Below are 18,102 nucleotides of genomic sequence, written 5' to 3' on the forward strand. Positions count from 1 at the left end.
GACACGGATCACATTGCGCACACAGGGCGATCGCTACCCGGAACGGCCCACCAGCGCGCGGGCGCGGCTTCTGGCCGGCGCCGCCCTGGCGGTCTGCGCCCCCTTCTGTGCTGCAGCGAGCCTGGCCCAGACGCCGGCGTCGCCGCCTGCCGCCGTGGCGGACCAGAATGCCCCGGGAGCCGATGGCCTGCCGCCGGAGGCCGTCTATATCGACGCCCCCAGCGCCGGGCGCGAGGGCGACGTCATCACCGCCTCCGGCACGATCGAGGATCGCGTCCTGGCCAGAAGCCGTCAGCACAGCCTGCGCGCCCGGCAATTGCAGTACGATCTCGGACTTGGCAGGGGGTCGGCCGAAGGCGCCGTTGAACTGACCAGCCCTGACGGCGATGTGGTCCACGCCAGCCGTATCGAGCTGGATTCGGGCTTCAACGCCGGTGTGGCCGTCGACTTCGCCACCCGGCTGTCGACGGGCGCCAGCCTCATGGCGGCGACGGCGGTGCGGCGTTCCGAGAACGTCAACGAGCTGAACTATGCCCGCTTCACCCCCTGCCCGATCTGCAAGGCGGACGGCGAGCCGAAGCGGCCAAGCATCGGCGTACGGGCGGAAAAAGTCCTCCAGGACGAGGCCCTGCGCGCCATTCTGTTCCGCAATGCCGTGATCGAGGTCGGCGGCGTTCCGGTCCTGTGGCTGCCCGCATTCGCTGTGCCGGATCCCACGGTCGAACGCGCCTCGGGCCTGCTGACGCCCATCCTCAACTATGACGAGGGGCGTGGCGTGTCGGTCGAGACGCCTTACCTCCATGTCGTCTCGCCGTCCGAGGACTGGCTGTTCAGTCCGCAGTTCAACACCGGCGTCCTGCCGTTCCTGAACCTGCAGTGGCGCCGCCGGTTCGCCGCCGGGACCATCGAGGCCCGGGGCGGCTACACCTATGCCCGCAACTTCGGCGATTTCGACCTGAACGGGGACGGCAAGGCCGAAACCAATGTCGATTTCGGCGACCGCACCAGCCGCAGCTATTTCCTCGGTCACGGCGCCTTTGATCTGGACGGTCCGTGGCGCCTGGGATTCACGGCCGAGCGGGTATCGGACAAGACCCTTTTCGACCGCTATGACGTGCGTGATCCCTATCAGGACAACGGCCTCTACTACGGCGACCAGCGCCGGCTGATCAGTCAGGTCTACGCCGAGCGTCAGACCCCCCGATCCTACCTCTCGGTCGCCGCCTTCTCGATCCAGAGCCTCAGGGTGGCGCAGTTCAATGCCGTCACCCCGGCGCTGAACGTATTCGAGGACGACAAGACCCTGCCGCTCGTGGCGCCCCTGATCGACGCCCGGTGGGAGCCCTCCGGTCCCGTCCTCGGCGGCCGACTCAGGCTGAAGGGATCCGCCGTTTCCCTGAGCCGTGAGGCCTATGTCGGCGCGCCCGTGCTGAGGCCCGAAGTCATCTCCGCTGGATCGACCGCAGGCCTCGGCGGCGTCGACAGTCGCCGCGTCACGCTTCAGGGCGAGTGGCGCCGCACCTTCATTTCGCCGGGCGGGGTTCGCTACGAACCCTTCGTCGACACGCGCTTCGACGCCTATTCGGTGTCGGATCTGCCGCCGATGCTGAACAGTCAGGATGACGTCCTGACGCGCGGGCGGGCCACCGCCGGCCTGGACGTCAGCTATCCGCTGATCAAACGGCTCAATGCGTCCACGACGGTCATCGTGGAGCCCATGGCCCAGGTGTCGATCGCCAATTCCGCCGATCTGGACCCCCGCATTCCGATCGAGGACACCCAGACCTTCGAACTGGACGAGACCTCCCTGTTCCGCGTGGATCGTCTGCCCGGCTATGACGCCTTCGAGGGCGGGGCCCGGCTGACGGCAGGCGCCCGGGTCACCCTGAACTGGGACGCAGGCCGCAAGGCCAGCCTTTTCGTCGGGCGCAGCATGCGCGCCGATTCGGAACGCGCCTTCCGGATCGGCATTCCGGACGATCCGACCAGCACCTATGACCCGTCCGGCCTGGCGGCCCAGACCTCCGACTGGGTGGTCCAGGGCAGTTTCTCTCCTTCCGACCGCATCCGCGGCTGGGGCCACGCCACCCTCGACGGCGCCGGCAATATCCGCCGCGCGGAGACCGCTGTGGATGGACGCTGGGGGCGCCGCAACCTGGCCAGCCTCAGCTATATCGTCGACCGTTCCAATCCCCTGACCGGCCCGCTGAACCGCAACTACGAGTTCATCCAGCTGTCCGGCCAGCAGTTCCTCTACGGCAACTGGGGCGTTGCGGTTTCCGGCATCGCCGATCTTGAACGCGACCTTGTGACCCGCTCTGAGGCCGGTCTGCTGTTCGACGACGACTGCTTCCGGTTCGAGATCGGTTTCCGGCAGGACAACACCCGGGTCAGGCCCTCCGGCACCTCCGAGGGCCTGTATGTGCGCCTAAACCTCGCCACTTTTGGAGGTTCAGGCTATGACCGGAACAATATGCGTTGAGCGCAATGCATAAGGGGTGCGACCTCCCCGACAATTGGGGTCGAGGCAATGCTCCTTTGAGGAACCAGGACTGAACATGCGTTTGAAGCGTTTTTCGATGGGCGTCGCGGCTGCCGCGCTCCTCGCCGGCTCGGCCTCCGCCCAGGTTGCGGCCCCGGCCCAGCCGTCTCCGGCCCAGCCCGATTCAGCGGCCGCAGGTTCGCTGAATCCCGCCGCCGAACAGGCCGCGACCCGCGCCGCACCCGCCGCCAGCGAGTTCAAACTGGCCGAAGGCATCCTCGTGACGGTCAATGACGAGATCGTCACCAGCTACGACCTGCGCCAGCGCATGCTGTCGATCATCGCCATGAGCCAGGTCCAGCCCACCGAGGAAACCCTGCCCCAGATCCAGCGGCAGGCGCTGAACGCCCTGATCGAGCAACACCTGCAGCGTCAGGAATTGCTCAAATACAAGGATCTGGTGATCTCCGACGCCGAGGTCGACGAGGAAATCGCCGACATGGCCCAGGGCGCCGGCACCTCGGCCGCCAACTTCCTCGCCTTCCTCGAACAGGGCGGCATCCGGATCTCGACCCTGCGCGAACAGATCCGCACGGAGATCGGCTGGCGCGCCCTGGTCGGCGGCCGTTTCAACACCCGCAGCAAGGTCTCCCGCGCCCAGGTCGAACAGACCCTGCGCCAGCTGACCGAGGCCGCGTCCAGGCCCCAGTTCCTGATTGGCGAGATCTATCTGGAGAACGCCAAGCACGGCGGGGCCCAGGCCACGGTCAATGGCGCCCAGCAGCTGATCACCCAGATGATCCAGGGCGCGCCCTTCCAGGCGGTGGCGCAACAGTTCTCCGACGCCCCCAGCGCCCCCCGCGGCGGCGACGCCGGCTGGGTCGTCGACGGATCGGTCCAGCCCGCCCTGCAGGAAGCCATGAACCAGCTTGAGGCCGGCCAGCTGTCCCGGCCTATCCCGGTCGAGGGCGGGGTCTACATCATCTACATGCGCGACAAGCGCACCGGCGCCGCCACCAATCTGGTGCAGATGAAACAGGTCATGGTCGAGGTGCCCGAGGGCGCTGCGCCTGAACAGGTCGCGGCCGCCTCTACCCGGCTGGAGGCCCTGCGGCCCCAGCTCACCTGCGACAACATGCTGACGCGCGCCACCTCCGAACAGGGCCTGCTCGGCAATGACCTCGGCGAGAGCGACATCGCCGACCTGGCGCCCCAGTTCCAGCAGGTTGCCCGCTCCAGCGAGGTCGGCGCCATCAGCGCCCCGGTCCGCACTCCGCTCGGCGTCCACCTGCTGGCCGTCTGCGGCCGGCGCGTGGGCGGACCCGATGTTCCGACCTTCCAGCAGGTCGAGGGCCGGCTGCAGAACCAGAACCTGGCCATGCTGGCGCGTCGCTATATCCGCGACCTGCGCGCCGACGCCCTGATCGAGCAGAAATAGTCCCGTGGCCGCGCCTCGCCCCCTGGTCCTCAGCCTGGGCGAGCCGGCCGGCGTCGGTCCCGAGATCATCGCCGCCGCCTGGCGCGCCCTTTCGGGGGCGGGCACGCCCTTTGCGGTTATCGGCGACGCCCGTCTGCTGGCTGCCCATGCCCCGGTCCAGACCGTCATGGAGCCTGCGGACGCCGCAATGGCGTTCAAAGCCGCCCTGCCCGTCATCGATCTTCCCCTTCCCGCCCCGGTCACCCCGGGCAGGCCCGACCCGGCCAACGCCGGCGTCGTCGCTGACTGGATCGAACAGGGCGTCAGTCTGGTTCTGGCGGGTCAGGCCTCCGGCCTGGTCACCGCCCCGATCGCCAAGGCGCCCCTCTATGCCGCCGGATTCCGCTTTCCGGGCCATACGGAGTTCATCGCCGAACTGACGGCCGACGCCCCCTTCGCCGGGACTCGGGGTCCGGTGATGATGCTGACGGCCCGGGACCTGCGCGCCTGTCTGGTCACCATTCACGTCGCCCTGGATCAGGTGCCCGAACTCGTCACCGCCGAACGGGTCATCCGCACCGCCCGGGTCGTGCACGAGGCGATGAAACGTGACTTCGGCATCGCCCGCCCCCGGCTCGCCCTCGCCGCCCTGAACCCCCATGCGGGCGAGGGCGGCGCCCTGGGTTTGCAGGAGATCGAGGTCCTCGCTCCCGCCGTCGAGATCCTGCGCGCCGACGGCATCGACATCACGGACCCGCGCCCCGCCGACAGCCTGTTCCACGACGAGGCCCGCCGGACCTATGACGCGGCGATCTGCCTGTATCACGACCAGGCCCTGATCCCGGTCAAGACCCTCGACTTCTGGGGCGGGGTCAATGCCACCCTCGGCCTGCCGATCATCCGCACCTCGCCCGACCACGGCACCGGCTTCGACATCGCCGGCAAGGGTCTGGCCCGGCCCGACAGCCTGATCGCCGCCATCCGTCTGGCGACAGAGATGGCGGCGGCGCGCGCGGCCCGCTAAACCCTCCGGGTGTCAGATCAACCCACCGTCCGCGAATCCCTCGAAGCCCACGGCCTGCTGGCCAGAAAGAGCTTCGGTCAGCATTTCCTGCTGGACCTCAATGTCACCCGCAAGATCGCCAGGCTGGCGGGGCCGTTCGACGGCCGGGCCGTCATCGAGGTCGGCCCCGGCCCCGGCGGCCTGACCCGAGCCCTGCTGGAAAGCGACGCCGGTCGGGTCGTTCTGGTCGAGAAGGATCCCCGCTTCCTGCCCCTGCTGGCCGAACTCGACGACGGCTCCGGCCGGTTGCAGATCGTCGAGGGCGACGCGCTCAAGGTGCGCGAGGCCGATCTGGTCACAGGCCCGACCCATCTGGTCTCCAACCTGCCCTACAACGTCGGCACGGCCCTGCTGATCAAATGGCTGACCGGGCCGTGGACGCCCTGCGCCCTGACACTGATGTTCCAGAAGGAGGTCGCCGAACGCATCGTCGCCGGCCCTGGCGATGAAGCCTACGGCCGGCTGGCCGTCATCAGCCAGGCGATCTGTGACGCCCGGATCGTCATGCACCTGCCCGCCGCCGCCTTCACCCCGCCGCCCAAGGTGGCCTCGGCCGTGGTGCATCTGGTTCCCCATGCCGCGCGCCCGCCCGCCGATACGATCAAGCGGCTGGAGCGGGTCACCGCCGCCGCCTTCGGCCAGCGCCGCAAGATGCTGCGCTCCAGTTTGAAGACCCTGGGGGGCGCAGCCCTGTGCGAGGCCGCCGGAATCGAACCCGACGCCCGCGCCGAGGTCATCGACCTGGCCGGCTTCCTGCGACTGGCCGACGCCCTCGGCGCCACGGAGACCTCGACATGACCGGCGTCGAACCGTTCCGCGCCATCGCCCTCAGCCGCATCGCCCACCAGCTGAAGGCGGAGGGCCGCTCCGTCATCCATATGGAGTTTGGCCAGCCGTCCACAGGCGCCCCGCCCGCCGCCATCGCCGCCGCCCACGCCGTGCTGGATACCGAGGCGATGGGCTACTGGGAAAGCGCCCCGCTCAAGGCCCGCATCGCCCGCCTGTATCAGGACCGGCATGGTCTGGAGATCGATCCGGACCAGCTATTCCTGACCTGCGGCGCCTCGCCAGCCCTGGTCCTGGCCCTGTCCAGCCGCTTCGCGCCGGGCGCCCGCATCGCCATGGCCCGGCCCGGCTATGTCGCCTATCGCAACACGGTGCGCGCCCTGCATATGATCGCGGTCGAGATCGGCTGCGGTCCGGCCGAGCATTTCCAACTGACCGCGGCGGCTCTTGAGGCGCTGGACCCTGCCCCTGAAGGCGTCATCATCGCCAGCCCGGCCAATCCCACCGGCTCGATCATCGCTCCCGACGAACTGGCCGCCATCGCCGCCGTCTGCGCCCGGCGTGGCATCGCCATCGTCTCGGACGAGATCTACCACGGCCTGACCTATGCCGGGCCGACGCCCTCGATGCTGGAGTTCGCCCCCGACGCCACCGTCATCAACAGCTTCTCCAAATACTGGAGCATGGCGGGCTGGCGGCTGGGCTGGATCCTCGTCCCGCCGACCCTGATCGAGACGGTGCGCGCCCTGATCGGCAATCTGTTCCTGACGCCGCCCTCCCTGAGCCAGCACGCCGGTCTGGCGGCTATGGACAGCGATGACGTCCTGCAAGGCCATATTGCTGCCTACCGCGCCAACCGCGCCCTGATGCTCGACGCCCTGCCCGCCCTGGGCCTGAAGTCGATCGCCCCGCCCGACGGCGCCTTCTACATCTGGGCCGACATCGGCCACCTGACCGACGACAGCCTGGCCTTCTGCGAGCAACTGCTGCGCGACACCGGGGTGGCCACGGCGCCCGGCGTCGACTTCGACCCCGTCGACGGCCACCGCTTCATGCGCTTCAGCTTCGCCGTTTCAACGGATGAGGTGCGCGAGGCCCTGGCGCGGATGACGCCCTGGTTCGCGGCAGCGACAGCGAAAGCCACGGGCAAGGAACGGCATCCCTCCGGGGCATAGGCCGGAAGGACCTTTCAGACGGGACGCCCCAAGGTGACCCATTCGGCCATGGCGTCCATCAACTCCCGCGTCGGATAGTCCTTGATGTCGTCCTCAGAGAAACCCTCATCCAGCTGCTTCTCATAGTGCCATTCCTGAAATTTGATGTAGCGCGCAAGAAGCACAGCGGGGGCCGTCCGGGGTGCGCCGGCTTCATTGACCAGCCAGTTGCGGACCTTGCGCATGGCCTTGTCGAATTTCGCGCCATGCACTTCAATGTCGCAGCCTGAGAGGTCTGAAAGAGCGACCTGATAGCGAAACGGCTTCTCCTCCATAATGAGGATTTTCTTCGTGTCGCGGCCCTCCCCGAAATAGGTGCGGCAGCCGTAATCGATACCGAGTTCAAAGGGCATGTTCAGGCGAAAATGCTCCCCCTCTTTCGCCGCCTGACATCGGCTGAGATCATGGATCGAATACCGTGAGGCCTCGATCAGCTCGCGAATCTTGGCGAGGCGGTTTTCTGCCGAATCCATTCGCTCCCGCGCAATTCGCGGAATCAAACCCAGATCGATGATGGTGAACAGAACCGCCTGCAAAATCGGTGCGTAGTCTTCATCGAAGGGACAGTTGATGAAGACCGAGCGCTCGAACGCCACAGATCAGCCCTTACGCGCCACCGGGTCGCCGCCATAGGAGTCCCGCGACCGGATCCGCCCGTCTTCGCCATGGATATACAGCTCTGTGCGCTGGCTTCTGGCCAGGGCGCGGGCCTCCCGAATGGCTTCGTCCTGACTGGAATACCGCCCCGAGGCGCGGGACGCGCCAGCCTTGATGACTTTCCACTCTCCGGCGCTAGGAACGACATGCTGACCGGGCTTCGACATCGGTAGGTTCTCCTGCCGAAGCAATATAGCAGACGCGCGTGCCTCAGACCACTTCCCGCAGAAGCGCCGCCTTGTAGTTGGCGATCCACAGGTTGCGGGCCCGGCGGCTGCGTTCGGCGTGATAGATGTGGGCCAGCTCTGAATAGGAGCCGTCGAAATCCTCATTGACCAGCACATAGTCAAAGGCCTCGCAGTGCTCGATCTCGCCCTTGGCATTGGCCACGCGACGCTCGATCACATCCTCCGCGTCCTGTGACCGGGTGATCAGGCGGCGGCGCAGTTCGGCCAGGCTGGGCGGCAGGATGAAGACACGGACCGCATCGTCCGGGCATTTTTCCGCCACGTCCCGGGCGCCCTGCCAGTCGATGTCGAACAGCACGTCGCGGCCCTCGGCCAGGGCGCGATCGACCGGGGCGCGCGGCGAGCCATAGCAGTTGCCGTGCACGTCGGCCCATTCCAGAAAGGCGTCGGCGGCGACCAGCCGGTCAAACTCCTCGCGGGTGACGAAATGATAGTCCCGCCCGTCGACCTCGCCGGGCCGGATGCCGCGCGTGGTCATCGACACCGACAGCTCCAGTCCGCCGTGGTCGGCCATCAGCCGGCGGCAAAGCGACGTCTTGCCGGCGCCCGACGGACTGGCCACGATCAGCAGGACGCCCCGGCGGGGCGTGCGTTCACTCGACATTCTGGACCTGTTCGCGAAGTTGTTCGATGACCGCCTTCAGCTCCAGGCCGAGTCCGGTGAGGGCGGTCGTAGCCGATTTCGAGCAGAGGGTGTTCGCCTCCCTCATGAATTCCTGCATCAGGAAGTCGAGTTTCCGGCCGGCGGGGGGTTGCCGCAACAGGCTGCGCGCCGAGACCACGTGGGCCGCCAGCCGATCCAGCTCCTCGCGCACATCCGCCCGGGTGGCGAGCGCCGCCGCCTCCAGCACAATTCGCTCGTCCAGACCCGGGGCGTCGGGCGCCAGTTCAGCCATGCGGCGGGCGAACCGGCTGCGGATGGCCTCGATCTGGGCCGTGGCCTCGCCTTCCGCCGTCGCCACCAGAGAGGCGATCCGGTCAATGAACCCCGTGATGACCGGCGCCAAGGCTGCGCCCTCGCTGTCGCGCGAGGCCTTCAGCGCCTCCAGCGCCGCTTCGATGGATGCCGTCATGGCCGTCTCGACGCGGCCGTGAATTTCAGCGTCGTCGCCGTCCTCGACCATATCCACGACGCCCCGCAGGGCCAGAAGGCCGTCGGCGGACGGCGGCGTGGCGCCCTCCTCCGCCAGGGCATTGGCGAGGGCCAGATACCGATCCAGCGCCGCCTGGTTGATCCGCAGTTCGCCCGTCGCGCCGGAACGCTTGGCCTGGACGCCGATGGTGACCTGGCCCCGGTTCAGTCGCGCCTGGGCCGCCGTCTTCGCGGCGGGTTCCAGGGCGTCGAAACCCGGAGGTCCCCGGAAACGCACCTCCAGCGAGCGCCCGTTGACCGACCGGACCTCCACCGTCCAGTTCCAGCCGTCCAGGCCGCCGTCGGCCCGGCCGAAACCGGTCATGCCGGACAGGGCCGCGCTCACTGCCGCGCCGCAGCGGCGGGCCGCAGGGCGCCCTGCGGCTGCATCGTGATGACCGCCTGCCCGGCCGGAGCGGCCGGCGATGCAGGGGACGCCGCGTCCTCGCCCGGCGCGGGCGCCACACCGCCCGACGGGGCCGGCGGGATGGCAGCCGGCGGCAGACCGGCCTTGCGCCGCTCGATCTCCCGCCAGCGGGCGACATTGACCAGATGTTCGTCAAAGGTCCGCGCGAAGGCATGGCCGCCCGTGCCGTCGGCGACAAAGAACAGATCCTCGGAGCGCGGCGGGTTCAGCACAGCCGCGATGGCGTCCTTGCCCGGATTGGCGATCGGCGTCGGCGGCAGGCCGGAGATCAGATAGGTGTTGTAGCCCGTGTCGGCGGCCAGTTCCGACTGGCGGATGCCGCGTCCCAGCGGCCGCCCCTTTGTGATCCCGTAGATAATGGTCGGATCGCTCTCCAGCCGCATCCCCAGCCGGATACGGTTCGAGAACACGGCTGCGACCCGGGGCCGTTCCGAGGCGACCCCGGTTTCCTTTTCGACCACGGAGGCCAGGATGACCGCCTCTTCGGGAGACCGGACCACGGTCATGGGACTGCGGGCCGCCCACAGGGTGGCGAGATTATCGGTCATCGCCCGCTGCATCCGCGCAATCACGGCCGCCCGCGTCTCGCCGCGCGACACCTCATAGGTCTCGGGCCACAGACTGCCTTCCTCCGGCACCTCGACCGCGCCGGTCAGGATCGCCTCCTTGTTCAGGATGTCCACCGCCTGGGCCGAGGACCAGCCCTCGGGAAGGGTCACAAAATGGCGCACCACCCGGCCGTCGGTCAGCAGCTTCAGCACCTGTCGCAAGGAGGCCTTCGACGGCACCCTGTATTCTCCGGCGCGCAGCCGCCGGTCGGCCCCGCTCAGGGTCGCCGCCGCCTTGAACATGTCGATGGAGCGGATCACGCCGCTGTCTTTCAGGGTCGCCGCGATGGCCGACACGCCGGAGCCGCTGGGCAGGGTCACAACCGTCGCCTCGCCGGCCCGCGCTGCCGGTCCGGGCGCGTAGTAGACGCTCCAGCCCCAGGCCAGGGCCGCGATCAGGAACAGGCTGAAGGTGCCCGACGCCGCCAGCAGGCCGACGAACAGACCGGACCGACGCGCCGCCGGCTTCCGGTCGGGCGAGGCGGGCCCCGGCTTGCGATTGAACGCCACCCCTAGTCCACCTTGCGGAAGATGACCGAGGCGTTGGTGCCGCCGAAGCCGAAGCTGTTGGACATCACCACATCCACCTTCCTGTGGCGGGCCTTGTGGGCCACCAGATCAATGGCGGTCTCATATTCCGGATCATCGAGGTTGATCGTCGGCGGCACGACCTGGTCGCGGATCGCGAGGATCGAGAAGATCGCCTCGATGGCGCCCGCCGCGCCCAGAAGATGGCCGGTCATCGACTTGGTCGAGGACACCGACAGGTTCGGCGCATGATCGCCGACCAGCCGTTCGACCGCCCGTAACTCGATCCAGTCGGCCATGGTCGAGGTGCCGTGGGTGTTGACATAGTCGAGGTCGGACGGTTCCAGCCCGGCCCGTTTCAGCGCCGTCTTCATGGCCCGCAGGCCGCCCTCGCCGTCCTCGGACGGGGCGGTGATGTGGTGGGCGTCGCCGCTCATGCCATAGCCGATGACCTCGGCGTAGATCTTCGCCCCGCGCGCCCTGGCGTGCTCATACTCCTCCAGCACCACCACCCCGGCGCCCTCGCCCATGATGAAGCCCGCATGGCCCCGGTCATAGGGGCGCGAGGCCTTCTCCGGCGTGTCGTTATAGGCCGTGCACAGGGCCTTGCAGGCCAGGAAGCCGGCGATGCCGATCGGCACGATCGAGCTTTCCGCCCCGCCCGCCACCATCACATCCGCGTCGCCGAAGCTGATCATCCGCGCCGCATCGCCGATGGCGTGGGCCCCGGTGGCGCAGGCGGTGACGACCGAATGGTTCGGCCCCTTCAACCCGTGGCGGATCGACACCTGTCCCGAGATCAGATTGATCAGGGCCGAGGTGATGAAGAACGGGCTGACGCGGCGGACGCCCTGTTCCTTGAGGATGATGGCCGTCTCGGCGATGGGACCCAGGCCGCCGATGCCCGAGCCGATCATGACGCCCGTGGCCTCCTGGTCTTCCTCGGTCTCGGGATGCCAGTTCGCGTCCCTCAGGGCCTCGTCGGCGGCGGCGATGCCGTACAGGATGAAGTCGTCGACCCGTTTCCGGTCCTTGGCCGACATGATGGCGTCGGGGTCGAAACTGCCGGCCACGTCAGGGCCGCCGCCGCCACGACCATCCACGCCCGGGACCTCGCCCGCGATGGTGCAGCCATAGCCCTCGGTGTCGAAGCCCGTGATCGGACCGATGCCCGAACGGCCTTCGACGATGCCTTTCCAGCAGTGCTCGACGCCCGAGCCCAGGGGGGTGACGAGGCCTAGGCCCGTAACGACGACGCGGCGCATGGTTCGCGCTCCTCAGGGAATCCGGTCCGGAAACAATAATGGCCGCCGGACGCCTCCGCTAGGGAGGGTCGGGCGGCCATCATTTGACGTCGATTCGGACGACGGGCTTAGCCCGCAGTCTTCTCGGTGATGAACTTCACCGCATCGCCGACCGTCTGGATGTGCTCGGCGGCGTCATCCGGGATCTCGATGTCGAATTCTTCTTCGAAGGCCATGACCAGTTCGACGTTGTCGAGCGAGTCGGCGCCCAGGTCGTCGATGAAGCTGGCCTTGTCGGTCACCTTGTCCGGGTCAGCGTCCAGGTGTTCGATGACGATCTTGCGGACGCGTTCGAGGATGTCGGACATATGTCTCTGCCTTGTGATGCCGCGCAGTGCGGCGGTTGTCTCGTGGTTTGCCGTCTCACGACGACGCCGTTTTCGCAAGACCCGGGGGACCGGGTTCAGGCGGGTCCCGGGGCTTTAGCACAGGCGGGCGGGGATGAAATAGCCCGTTGCACGACGTGAACGGGCTGTCCCGGCCTCAGATCATCGCCATTCCGCCGTTCACATGCAGGGTCTGGCCCGTCACATAGGCCGCCTCGTCCGAGGCCAGATAGACCGCCGCCGCCGCGATCTCGTCGCCCGTGCCCAGCCGGCCGGCGGGGATGTTCTTCAGGATGGTCTCGCGCTGTGCGTCGTTCAGGACGTCGGTCATCGGCGAGGCGATGAAGCCGGGGGCGATGCAATTCACCGTGATGCCGCGCGACCCGACCTCCTGGGCCAGGGACTTGGAAAAGCCGATCATCCCGGCCTTGGAGGCCGCATAGTTGGTCTGTCCCGGGTTGCCGGTGACGCCGACGACCGAGGTCACGCCGATGATCCGGCCCGCGCGCCGCTTCATCATCCCCTTCATCGCCGCGCGCGACAGGCGGAAATAGCTTTCCAGATTGACGGTCAGGACGGACTGGAAGTCCTCGTCCTTCATCCGCATCAACAGGCCGTCCTTCGTGATGCCGGCATTGGCGATCAGGATGTCCAGCGGGGCGCCGGCGGCCTCTTCGGCCCGGCCCACCAGGCCGTCGACGGATTCGGCGTCCGACAGGTTCGCCGCCGCGACGAAGGCGCGCTCGCCCAGTTCGCCGGCGATCCCGGCCAGAACCGCCTCGCGCGTGCCCGACAGCACCACGGTCGCGCCCTGCGCATGAAGCGCCCGCGCCACCGCCCCGCCGATACCGCCGGTCGCGCCGGTCACGAGGGCGGTCTTGCCCGTGAGATTGAACATGTGAAGCTCCGCTAGTGGCGAGTGATCAGTGGCGAGTGGCGAGCAGGAAGACAAGGCGACGGCGACGATCTCGCCACACGTCACTCGCCACTCGCCACTCTCTTCGCAAACGCTTCCAGCTCTTCCGGCGTGTTCAGCGCCACGCTCTCGGCCTCCGGGGCGATGCGTTTGGCCATGCCGGTCAGGACCTTGCCCGAGCCGATCTCGGCGAAGCGGGTCACGCGACCTTCGCTTGCCAGCCATTCCATGCTTTCGCGCCAGCGCACCCGGCCGGTGACCTGTTCAACCAGCAGACGGCGGATGACCTCGGGATCGGTCTCGGGCCGGGCCAGAACATTGGCCACGACCGGCACGGCCGGCGCCAGGATCGTCGCCGTCGCCAAAGCCTGCGCCATCTCCTCGGCCGCCGGCTGCATCAGCGGACAGTGGAAGGGCGCCGAGACGTTCAGCGGAATGGCCCGCGCGCCCAGTTCCTTGGCCTTTTCGATGGCGCGGTCCACGGCCGCCTTCTCGCCCGAGATGACGATATTGCCGGCGTTGTTGTCATTGGCCACGACGCAGACCCCGAACTCGGAGCCCGCCGCCGCCGCCGCCTCGGCCAGGGCCAGGTCGGTCTTCGGCCCGATCAGCGAGGCCATCGCCCCCAGCCCCACCGGCGCCGCCCGCTGCATGGCCTGGCCGCGCAGCCGCAACAGCCGCGCCGTATCGGCCAGGGAGATGGCCCCCGCCGCGCACAGGGCCGAATATTCGCCCAGGGAATGGCCGGCCGCAAACGCCGCCGCCGACACATCCACCCCGAACTCGACCTTCAGCGCCCGCACCGCCGCCATCGACACGGCCATCAGGGCCGGCTGGGCGTTCTCGGTCAGGGTCAGCTGGTCCTCGGGCCCCTCGCGCATCAGCATCGACAGGGACCGGCCCGTCGCCGACCCCAGGGCCTCGTCGACCTCGGCGAACACCGCCCGGGCCGAGGGGAAGGCGTCGGCCAGGGCCGCGCCCATACCGACCGACTGGCTGCCCTGACCGGGGAACAGAAGCGCGAGTGTCATGGATCGTCCGCAAACCGTGGAATCAGGCCCGGAGGCCTAAGCCGATCATTCCGTCAGGGCAAGCCGGCCCCTCCGCGGCAAAGCCTGTTGTCTATACAAGATATCCGCGTTATGTCCCCCGTCCATGCCGCACAGCAAAGCTTCCCCGTCGCCGAGCCCCGCCCGCGCCATGGGCGCCGCGCCCTGTATCTGCGGCCGGTTGCGGCGGGCCACGCGGGCCCTGACCCGGGTCTATGACGAGGCCCTGGATCCCTCGGGCCTGACGGTGACCCAGTTCACCGTGCTGCGCGCCCTGACGGCCCTGAAGACCCCGACCCTGGCCCAGCTGGCCGCCTCCACCGCCCATGAGAAGAGCGGCCTGTGGCGCACCCTCCAGCCCCTGATTCGCGCCGGCGCCGTGACCTCCGGCCGGGTCGAGGGCCTGCGCGGCGCCCGGATCAGCGTGACCCCGGACGGCCAGGCCCGGCTGGCCCTGGCCCTGCCCGCCTGGTCCGCCGCCCAGCTCAAGGTCGCCTCGGTCCTCGGCACCCGCCGCAACCAGATGCTGGCCCTGCTCAGCGAAATCGAGGCCCTCGCCCCCGCCTGACGGCTGGCCCCATCTCGCTCCCCTCTCCCGGCGGGAGAGGGCTTGAGGCTCGCAGAGCGCAGCGATGCGCCAGCCGAAAGGGTGAGGGGGACAGCCCTCGCCGGTTCGCACCTTACCCCTCACCCTTTCGCGCAAGGACACTCGCTTCGCTCGTGTGCGCTCAAGCCCTCTCCCGCCGGGAGAGGGTTCAGGCCTCAGAAGTCCGCGAACGCCGCTTCGTTGACAGTCACTTCCTCGACCATCCGCACCGTCACCCCCAGCCCGCGATCCTTGAGCAGGTCGCACAGGGCGTCGCCGTCGACCAGATCGATGGCCGGGGCGCCGTCGCGGGTCGCCTCGCGCCGGGCGTCGGCGGTGAAGGTCCCGGTGGTGATGATCAGCCCCTTGTCGGTGCGGCCGACCATGGCCCCCCGGAAATCGCGGACCGCGCCGGCTCCGACCGAGCCGGAGTAGCGTTTGCACTGGAACAGGACGTGGAAGGACAGCAGGTTGACGCGCAGGACGCCGGTGCCGTCGATGCCGCCGTCGCCGGACTTGCCCGTCACCTCGACCTTGATGAACCCGAACTCCCGGAGCAGGCGCTGACACAGGCGCTCAAAGGCGGCCGGGTCGAGGGCGAGCAACAGCGCCATCAGTTGGTCCTTCCAGTCGCCGGACGCCACATCAGAAGGGACCACGTCGTCGTCTATCGCGGCGGTCTCCGCCGCTTTCAGCGCACGTTCGGCGGTGCCGATCTTCTGGACGGCCTGTTTGACCCCCGCAATCTCGGCCTCGGTCATCGCCGCGCCCTTGGGCGTCAGGCTCCAGACGCCGCGTTCGCTGTTCACCAGCGCGCCCATTTTCTTGAGATAGCTGCGGGCCCAGGCCATCCGGTAGGCGACAGCATTCTCTTGCCACTTGCCATGGGTGACGGCCCGGACGTCGTCCGACAGGCCCATGTGGGTCGCCACGTCGTCGACCATCTCCTCGATGGTCATGGAGCGACCGTTCGCCTTCAGCCGCTCGATGATCGGTCCCATGAACAGGTGATAGGCGGGCACATCGGCGATCGTGGCCATCAGGCGTCGGCTTTCTTGCGGCGTTTGGGCTTGGCGGGGGTCGCCAGCAGACCGGCCGTCATCTTCTCATAGAGAGTGAAAAGGTGCTCGACCCGGTCCCGGTCGCTCTCGAACGGGGCCTTGCGGTAGAGGCGGTCGACGGCCTGATCCAGCGCACTGTGGGCGTGACGGAGGTCGGCCGGCATGACGTCGGGATCATACAGGTCGGCCAAAGTCGCACCCGGGTGTGCGGCGCGGGCGTCGAGGACAGCTTGAGCGAGGAGATCGAGCCGGCTTTTGTCGGTGTCGTTCAAATTTGGCCAAGGAAAAGTATTGTAGACTAGACCGGCTGAGTATCGGAAATCGCTCTTAAGACGACCGCCTATATAGGACAACCAAGAAACATGCATTCCTGATGTTAAAATCGCGAACATGTGGAGAGTCGCGTCAGGCACTATCCTCAGTTGATCGCTAGGAATTGTTGGTGGCGTGAGCCAGCCGATTGGAACATACGTCCGACGCACTGAACTAACTGCTGGAAATGCGAGAAACGGGCCCGCAGGAATGCGATGGACATGATATGACGTGGGCGCTCCAGCCAGCATCTTCGCAACGCTTCCGCCAACCTCGCGATATGCTTTAACGGACTCTATTCGCGAACGAACATGCGGCATCCCGCGCAACACTTCTGGTCGAGCGCCGGCGACATGAAGAATCCAGCGGTCAGCGCCGTTGATGTACTCGTAACCGCCAATAAATGGATGAAAAATCGCTGCCGCGGCAGGTTCAACAGCTAAGAAGGCGGCTTTTTCTGCGCTGGAGAATATGTAGTGCCCGCCATCTACCAGTTCTGTCCCTTTGCGCATTGCCGGAAGGGCATTTAGCGGGACCGTAGATCGACGGACCACTAAATGACGGTCGCTTAACCGCGATGCGTCGAAGAGGTAGGGCGACAAAGCAGAATGTCGGGTTTCGTTCGCATCGCCGCTGATGTCCTCATAGCTGAAGAGGCGCTTTTCGGCGGGTGATTCGTCACTTCGGCTCAGGCCAATGATCACTACATGAACGTGAGCTTTGCCCCGCGCATCCGATCCCCACGCGAATGTGCGATGGGCGAAAGCTATTTCAAGTTTCCAACGCTGAAATAACGCAGGCCATAGCTGAGCGGCTTGCTCACCTTGGGTAATTGAATTGGTGGCGACAAACGCGATGTGGGCCCGAGACTTCTGGACGTATTCACCGGCTTTGAGAAACCAAGCCGCTACATAGTCGAGACGACTACCGGAGGCCCCAAGGCGCGCCATCAGGGCACCGGCTTGATCCTGCTGACTCTTGCCCCGCATCACAAAGCCGATGAATGGCGGGTTGCCCAAGACGTAGCTGCATTCCTCCGGCGCCAGCACCGTCGTCCAGTCGATCTCTAGAGCATCGCCATGCACGATATGCGGCGCAGCCTTGAGCGGGATGCGGGCGAAGACCTGGCCGAACTCCAGACTCAGCCGGTTGTTCATGATGTGGTCCATCATCCACATGGCCGTCTCGGCGATGCGGGCGGGGAACTCGTCGATCTCGATGCCGTAGAACTGGTCGACGTCGACCTTGGACAGGGCGGCCGCCTCCAGCTCGCGCTGGCCGGTCGGATACAGGGCGTGCAGGACCTCAAGCTCCAGCAGGCGAAGCTCGCGATAGGCGATGATCAGGAAGTTGCCGCAGCCGCAGGCCGGGTCGAACAGATTGAGGGCGGCGAGCTTGTCCTGGAACGCCCGCAGGGCCGTTTCGCGCCCGCGCCTCAGGCCCTTGATGCGGGACAGCTCGGCGCGAAGGTCGTCGAGGAACAGCGGCTCGATGACCTTCAGGATGTTCTTTTCGGTGGTGTAGTGGGCGCCCTTGGCGCGCCGCTCCTTCGCATTCATCACCGACTGGAACAGGGCGCCGAAGATGGCCGGGCTGATCTTTTCCCAGAAGAAGCCGCAGGCCTCCAGCAGCCGCTCGCGCATGGCGGTGTTGAAGTTGGCGATCGGCAGGGTTTCGGCGAACAGTTCGCCGTTAATGTAGGGGAAGCGGTTCAGGTCCTCGTCCAGCCCCTTGCGCCACGCCGCATCCTCGGGCGTGTTCAGGGTCTGGAAGATCAGGTTCAGCTTGGCGCCGAGATCATGGCCGTCCGGCTCGGTGCGGTCGCGCAGATAGGTCTCCAGCATGCCCCGTTCGGGAAAGATGCCGGTGTCGTCGGCGAACAGGCAGAACAGCAGCCGGACCAGAAGCCGCTCCAGCGGCGCGCCGTCATAGGTTGGCTTAAGCGCGTCATGCAGCTTGCCCATCAATTCGGCGGCGATGATGTTG

Annotated in this window: 17 protein-coding genes; 6 read left to right on the top strand and 11 right to left on the bottom strand. The window is 67.4% G+C overall.

Annotated features, from left to right (window positions below; translation table 11 throughout):
- The first annotated feature begins 13 nt into the window (after nucleotides 1-13).
- The 5 genes from ACW17W_RS08710 to ACW17W_RS08730 all read left to right on the top strand — a co-directional run bounded on the left by ACW17W_RS08710 (nucleotide 14) and on the right by ACW17W_RS08730 (nucleotide 6,923).
- Nucleotides 14-2,482: an LPS-assembly protein LptD gene (locus ACW17W_RS08710; protein ID WP_492076521.1), complete on the top strand. Its 2,469-nt coding sequence runs from the start codon at nucleotides 14-16 to the stop codon at nucleotides 2,480-2,482.
- A gap of 76 nt (nucleotides 2,483-2,558) precedes the next feature.
- On the top strand, nucleotides 2,559-3,920 hold the full coding sequence (locus ACW17W_RS08715) for a peptidylprolyl isomerase (protein ID WP_492076522.1): 1,362 nt from the start codon (nucleotides 2,559-2,561) through the stop codon (nucleotides 3,918-3,920).
- 4 nt (nucleotides 3,921-3,924) lie between these two features.
- Nucleotides 3,925-4,923, top strand: a complete 999-nt coding sequence (gene pdxA, locus ACW17W_RS08720) for a 4-hydroxythreonine-4-phosphate dehydrogenase PdxA (protein ID WP_492076523.1) — start codon at nucleotides 3,925-3,927, stop codon at nucleotides 4,921-4,923.
- Between the two features lie 9 nt (nucleotides 4,924-4,932).
- Complete coding sequence (gene rsmA, locus ACW17W_RS08725; RefSeq protein WP_492076524.1) at nucleotides 4,933-5,760, top strand: 16S rRNA (adenine(1518)-N(6)/adenine(1519)-N(6))-dimethyltransferase RsmA; 828 nt, start codon at nucleotides 4,933-4,935, stop codon at nucleotides 5,758-5,760.
- A complete protein-coding gene (locus ACW17W_RS08730; protein ID WP_492076525.1) occupies nucleotides 5,757-6,923 on the top strand; it encodes a pyridoxal phosphate-dependent aminotransferase in 1,167 nt (388 codons plus the stop codon). The genes rsmA and ACW17W_RS08730 overlap by 4 nt, the downstream gene beginning before the upstream one ends.
- A gap of 14 nt (nucleotides 6,924-6,937) precedes the next feature.
- Here ACW17W_RS08730 and ACW17W_RS08735 read toward each other — a convergent pair whose 3' ends face one another.
- The 9 genes from ACW17W_RS08735 to fabD all read right to left on the bottom strand — a co-directional run bounded on the left by ACW17W_RS08735 (nucleotide 6,938) and on the right by fabD (nucleotide 14,139).
- Nucleotides 6,938-7,558, bottom strand: coding sequence for a hypothetical protein (locus ACW17W_RS08735; RefSeq protein WP_492076526.1), 621 nt, complete (start codon nucleotides 7,556-7,558; stop codon nucleotides 6,938-6,940).
- Nucleotides 7,559-7,561: 3 nt separating this feature from the next.
- Nucleotides 7,562-7,786: a DUF2188 domain-containing protein gene (locus ACW17W_RS08740; protein WP_492076527.1), complete on the bottom strand. Its 225-nt coding sequence runs from the start codon at nucleotides 7,784-7,786 to the stop codon at nucleotides 7,562-7,564.
- Between the two features lie 43 nt (nucleotides 7,787-7,829).
- The gene (gene gmk / locus ACW17W_RS08745; protein ID WP_492076528.1) at nucleotides 7,830-8,471 is read right to left on the bottom strand and encodes a guanylate kinase; all 642 of its coding nucleotides are present in this window, start codon (nucleotides 8,469-8,471) and stop codon (nucleotides 7,830-7,832) included.
- The gene (locus ACW17W_RS08750) at nucleotides 8,461-9,324 is read right to left on the bottom strand and encodes a YicC/YloC family endoribonuclease (RefSeq protein ID WP_492080295.1); all 864 of its coding nucleotides are present in this window, start codon (nucleotides 9,322-9,324) and stop codon (nucleotides 8,461-8,463) included. The genes gmk and ACW17W_RS08750 overlap by 11 nt, the downstream gene beginning before the upstream one ends.
- 17 nt (nucleotides 9,325-9,341) lie before the next feature.
- Nucleotides 9,342-10,544: an endolytic transglycosylase MltG gene (gene mltG / locus ACW17W_RS08755; protein WP_492076529.1), complete on the bottom strand. Its 1,203-nt coding sequence runs from the start codon at nucleotides 10,542-10,544 to the stop codon at nucleotides 9,342-9,344.
- 2 nt (nucleotides 10,545-10,546) lie between these two features.
- On the bottom strand, nucleotides 10,547-11,827 hold the full coding sequence (gene fabF / locus ACW17W_RS08760; protein WP_492076530.1) for a beta-ketoacyl-ACP synthase II: 1,281 nt from the start codon (nucleotides 11,825-11,827) through the stop codon (nucleotides 10,547-10,549).
- Nucleotides 11,828-11,934: 107 nt separating this feature from the next.
- Nucleotides 11,935-12,174 (bottom strand): acyl carrier protein, encoded by a 240-nt coding sequence (locus tag ACW17W_RS08765; RefSeq protein WP_444598541.1) that lies wholly within the window; start codon nucleotides 12,172-12,174, stop codon nucleotides 11,935-11,937.
- A 175-nt stretch (nucleotides 12,175-12,349) separates the two neighbouring features.
- Nucleotides 12,350-13,090: a 3-oxoacyl-[acyl-carrier-protein] reductase gene (gene fabG / locus ACW17W_RS08770; RefSeq protein ID WP_492076531.1), complete on the bottom strand. Its 741-nt coding sequence runs from the start codon at nucleotides 13,088-13,090 to the stop codon at nucleotides 12,350-12,352.
- Nucleotides 13,091-13,170: 80 nt separating this feature from the next.
- The gene (fabD, locus tag ACW17W_RS08775; protein WP_492076532.1) at nucleotides 13,171-14,139 is read right to left on the bottom strand and encodes an ACP S-malonyltransferase; all 969 of its coding nucleotides are present in this window, start codon (nucleotides 14,137-14,139) and stop codon (nucleotides 13,171-13,173) included.
- Between the two features lie 124 nt (nucleotides 14,140-14,263).
- Between fabD and ACW17W_RS08780 the strand changes: the two genes are divergently transcribed.
- A complete protein-coding gene (locus tag ACW17W_RS08780; RefSeq protein ID WP_492076533.1) occupies nucleotides 14,264-14,725 on the top strand; it encodes a MarR family winged helix-turn-helix transcriptional regulator in 462 nt (153 codons plus the stop codon).
- Nucleotides 14,726-14,919: 194 nt separating this feature from the next.
- Here the strand turns inward: ACW17W_RS08780 and ACW17W_RS08785 are convergent, their stop codons facing one another.
- Both ACW17W_RS08785 and ACW17W_RS08790 read right to left on the bottom strand, forming a co-directional pair.
- Nucleotides 14,920-15,783: a restriction endonuclease gene (locus tag ACW17W_RS08785; RefSeq protein WP_492076534.1), complete on the bottom strand. Its 864-nt coding sequence runs from the start codon at nucleotides 15,781-15,783 to the stop codon at nucleotides 14,920-14,922.
- Nucleotides 15,783-18,080 carry a class I SAM-dependent DNA methyltransferase gene (locus ACW17W_RS08790; RefSeq protein ID WP_492080296.1) on the bottom strand — a complete coding sequence of 766 codons (2,298 nt, stop codon included), beginning with the start codon at nucleotides 18,078-18,080 and terminating at the stop codon, nucleotides 15,783-15,785. Before ACW17W_RS08790 ends, ACW17W_RS08785 begins: the two co-directional genes overlap by 1 nt.
- Between the last annotated feature and the right edge of the window lie 22 nt (nucleotides 18,081-18,102).

This window comes from Brevundimonas sp. FV1ye29L (assembly GCF_058681095.1).

Excerpts from the sequence above, each read along its gene's own strand:
- ACW17W_RS08715 (WP_492076522.1), top strand. The coding sequence starts at position 2,559 with ATGCGTTTGAAGCGTTTTTCGATGGGCGTCGCGGCTGCCGCGCTCCTC.
- ACW17W_RS08730 (WP_492076525.1), top strand. The coding sequence starts at position 5,757 with ATGACCGGCGTCGAACCGTTCCGCGCCATCGCCCTCAGCCGCATCGCC.
- ACW17W_RS08740 (WP_492076527.1), bottom strand. The coding sequence starts at position 7,786 with ATGTCGAAGCCCGGTCAGCATGTCGTTCCTAGCGCCGGAGAGTGGAAA.
- gmk (WP_492076528.1), bottom strand. The coding sequence starts at position 8,471 with ATGTCGAGTGAACGCACGCCCCGCCGGGGCGTCCTGCTGATCGTGGCC.
- ACW17W_RS08750 (WP_492080295.1), bottom strand. The coding sequence starts at position 9,324 with ATGACCGGTTTCGGCCGGGCCGACGGCGGCCTGGACGGCTGGAACTGG.
- fabF (WP_492076530.1), bottom strand. The coding sequence starts at position 11,827 with ATGCGCCGCGTCGTCGTTACGGGCCTAGGCCTCGTCACCCCCCTGGGC.
- ACW17W_RS08765 (WP_444598541.1), bottom strand. The coding sequence starts at position 12,174 with ATGTCCGACATCCTCGAACGCGTCCGCAAGATCGTCATCGAACACCTG.
- fabG (WP_492076531.1), bottom strand. The coding sequence starts at position 13,090 with ATGTTCAATCTCACGGGCAAGACCGCCCTCGTGACCGGCGCGACCGGC.
- fabD (WP_492076532.1), bottom strand. The coding sequence starts at position 14,139 with ATGACACTCGCGCTTCTGTTCCCCGGTCAGGGCAGCCAGTCGGTCGGT.
- ACW17W_RS08780 (WP_492076533.1), top strand. The coding sequence starts at position 14,264 with ATGCCGCACAGCAAAGCTTCCCCGTCGCCGAGCCCCGCCCGCGCCATG.
- ACW17W_RS08785 (WP_492076534.1), bottom strand. The coding sequence starts at position 15,783 with ATGGCCACGATCGCCGATGTGCCCGCCTATCACCTGTTCATGGGACCG.
- ACW17W_RS08790 (WP_492080296.1), bottom strand. The coding sequence starts at position 18,080 with ATGGGCAAGCTGCATGACGCGCTTAAGCCAACCTATGACGGCGCGCCG.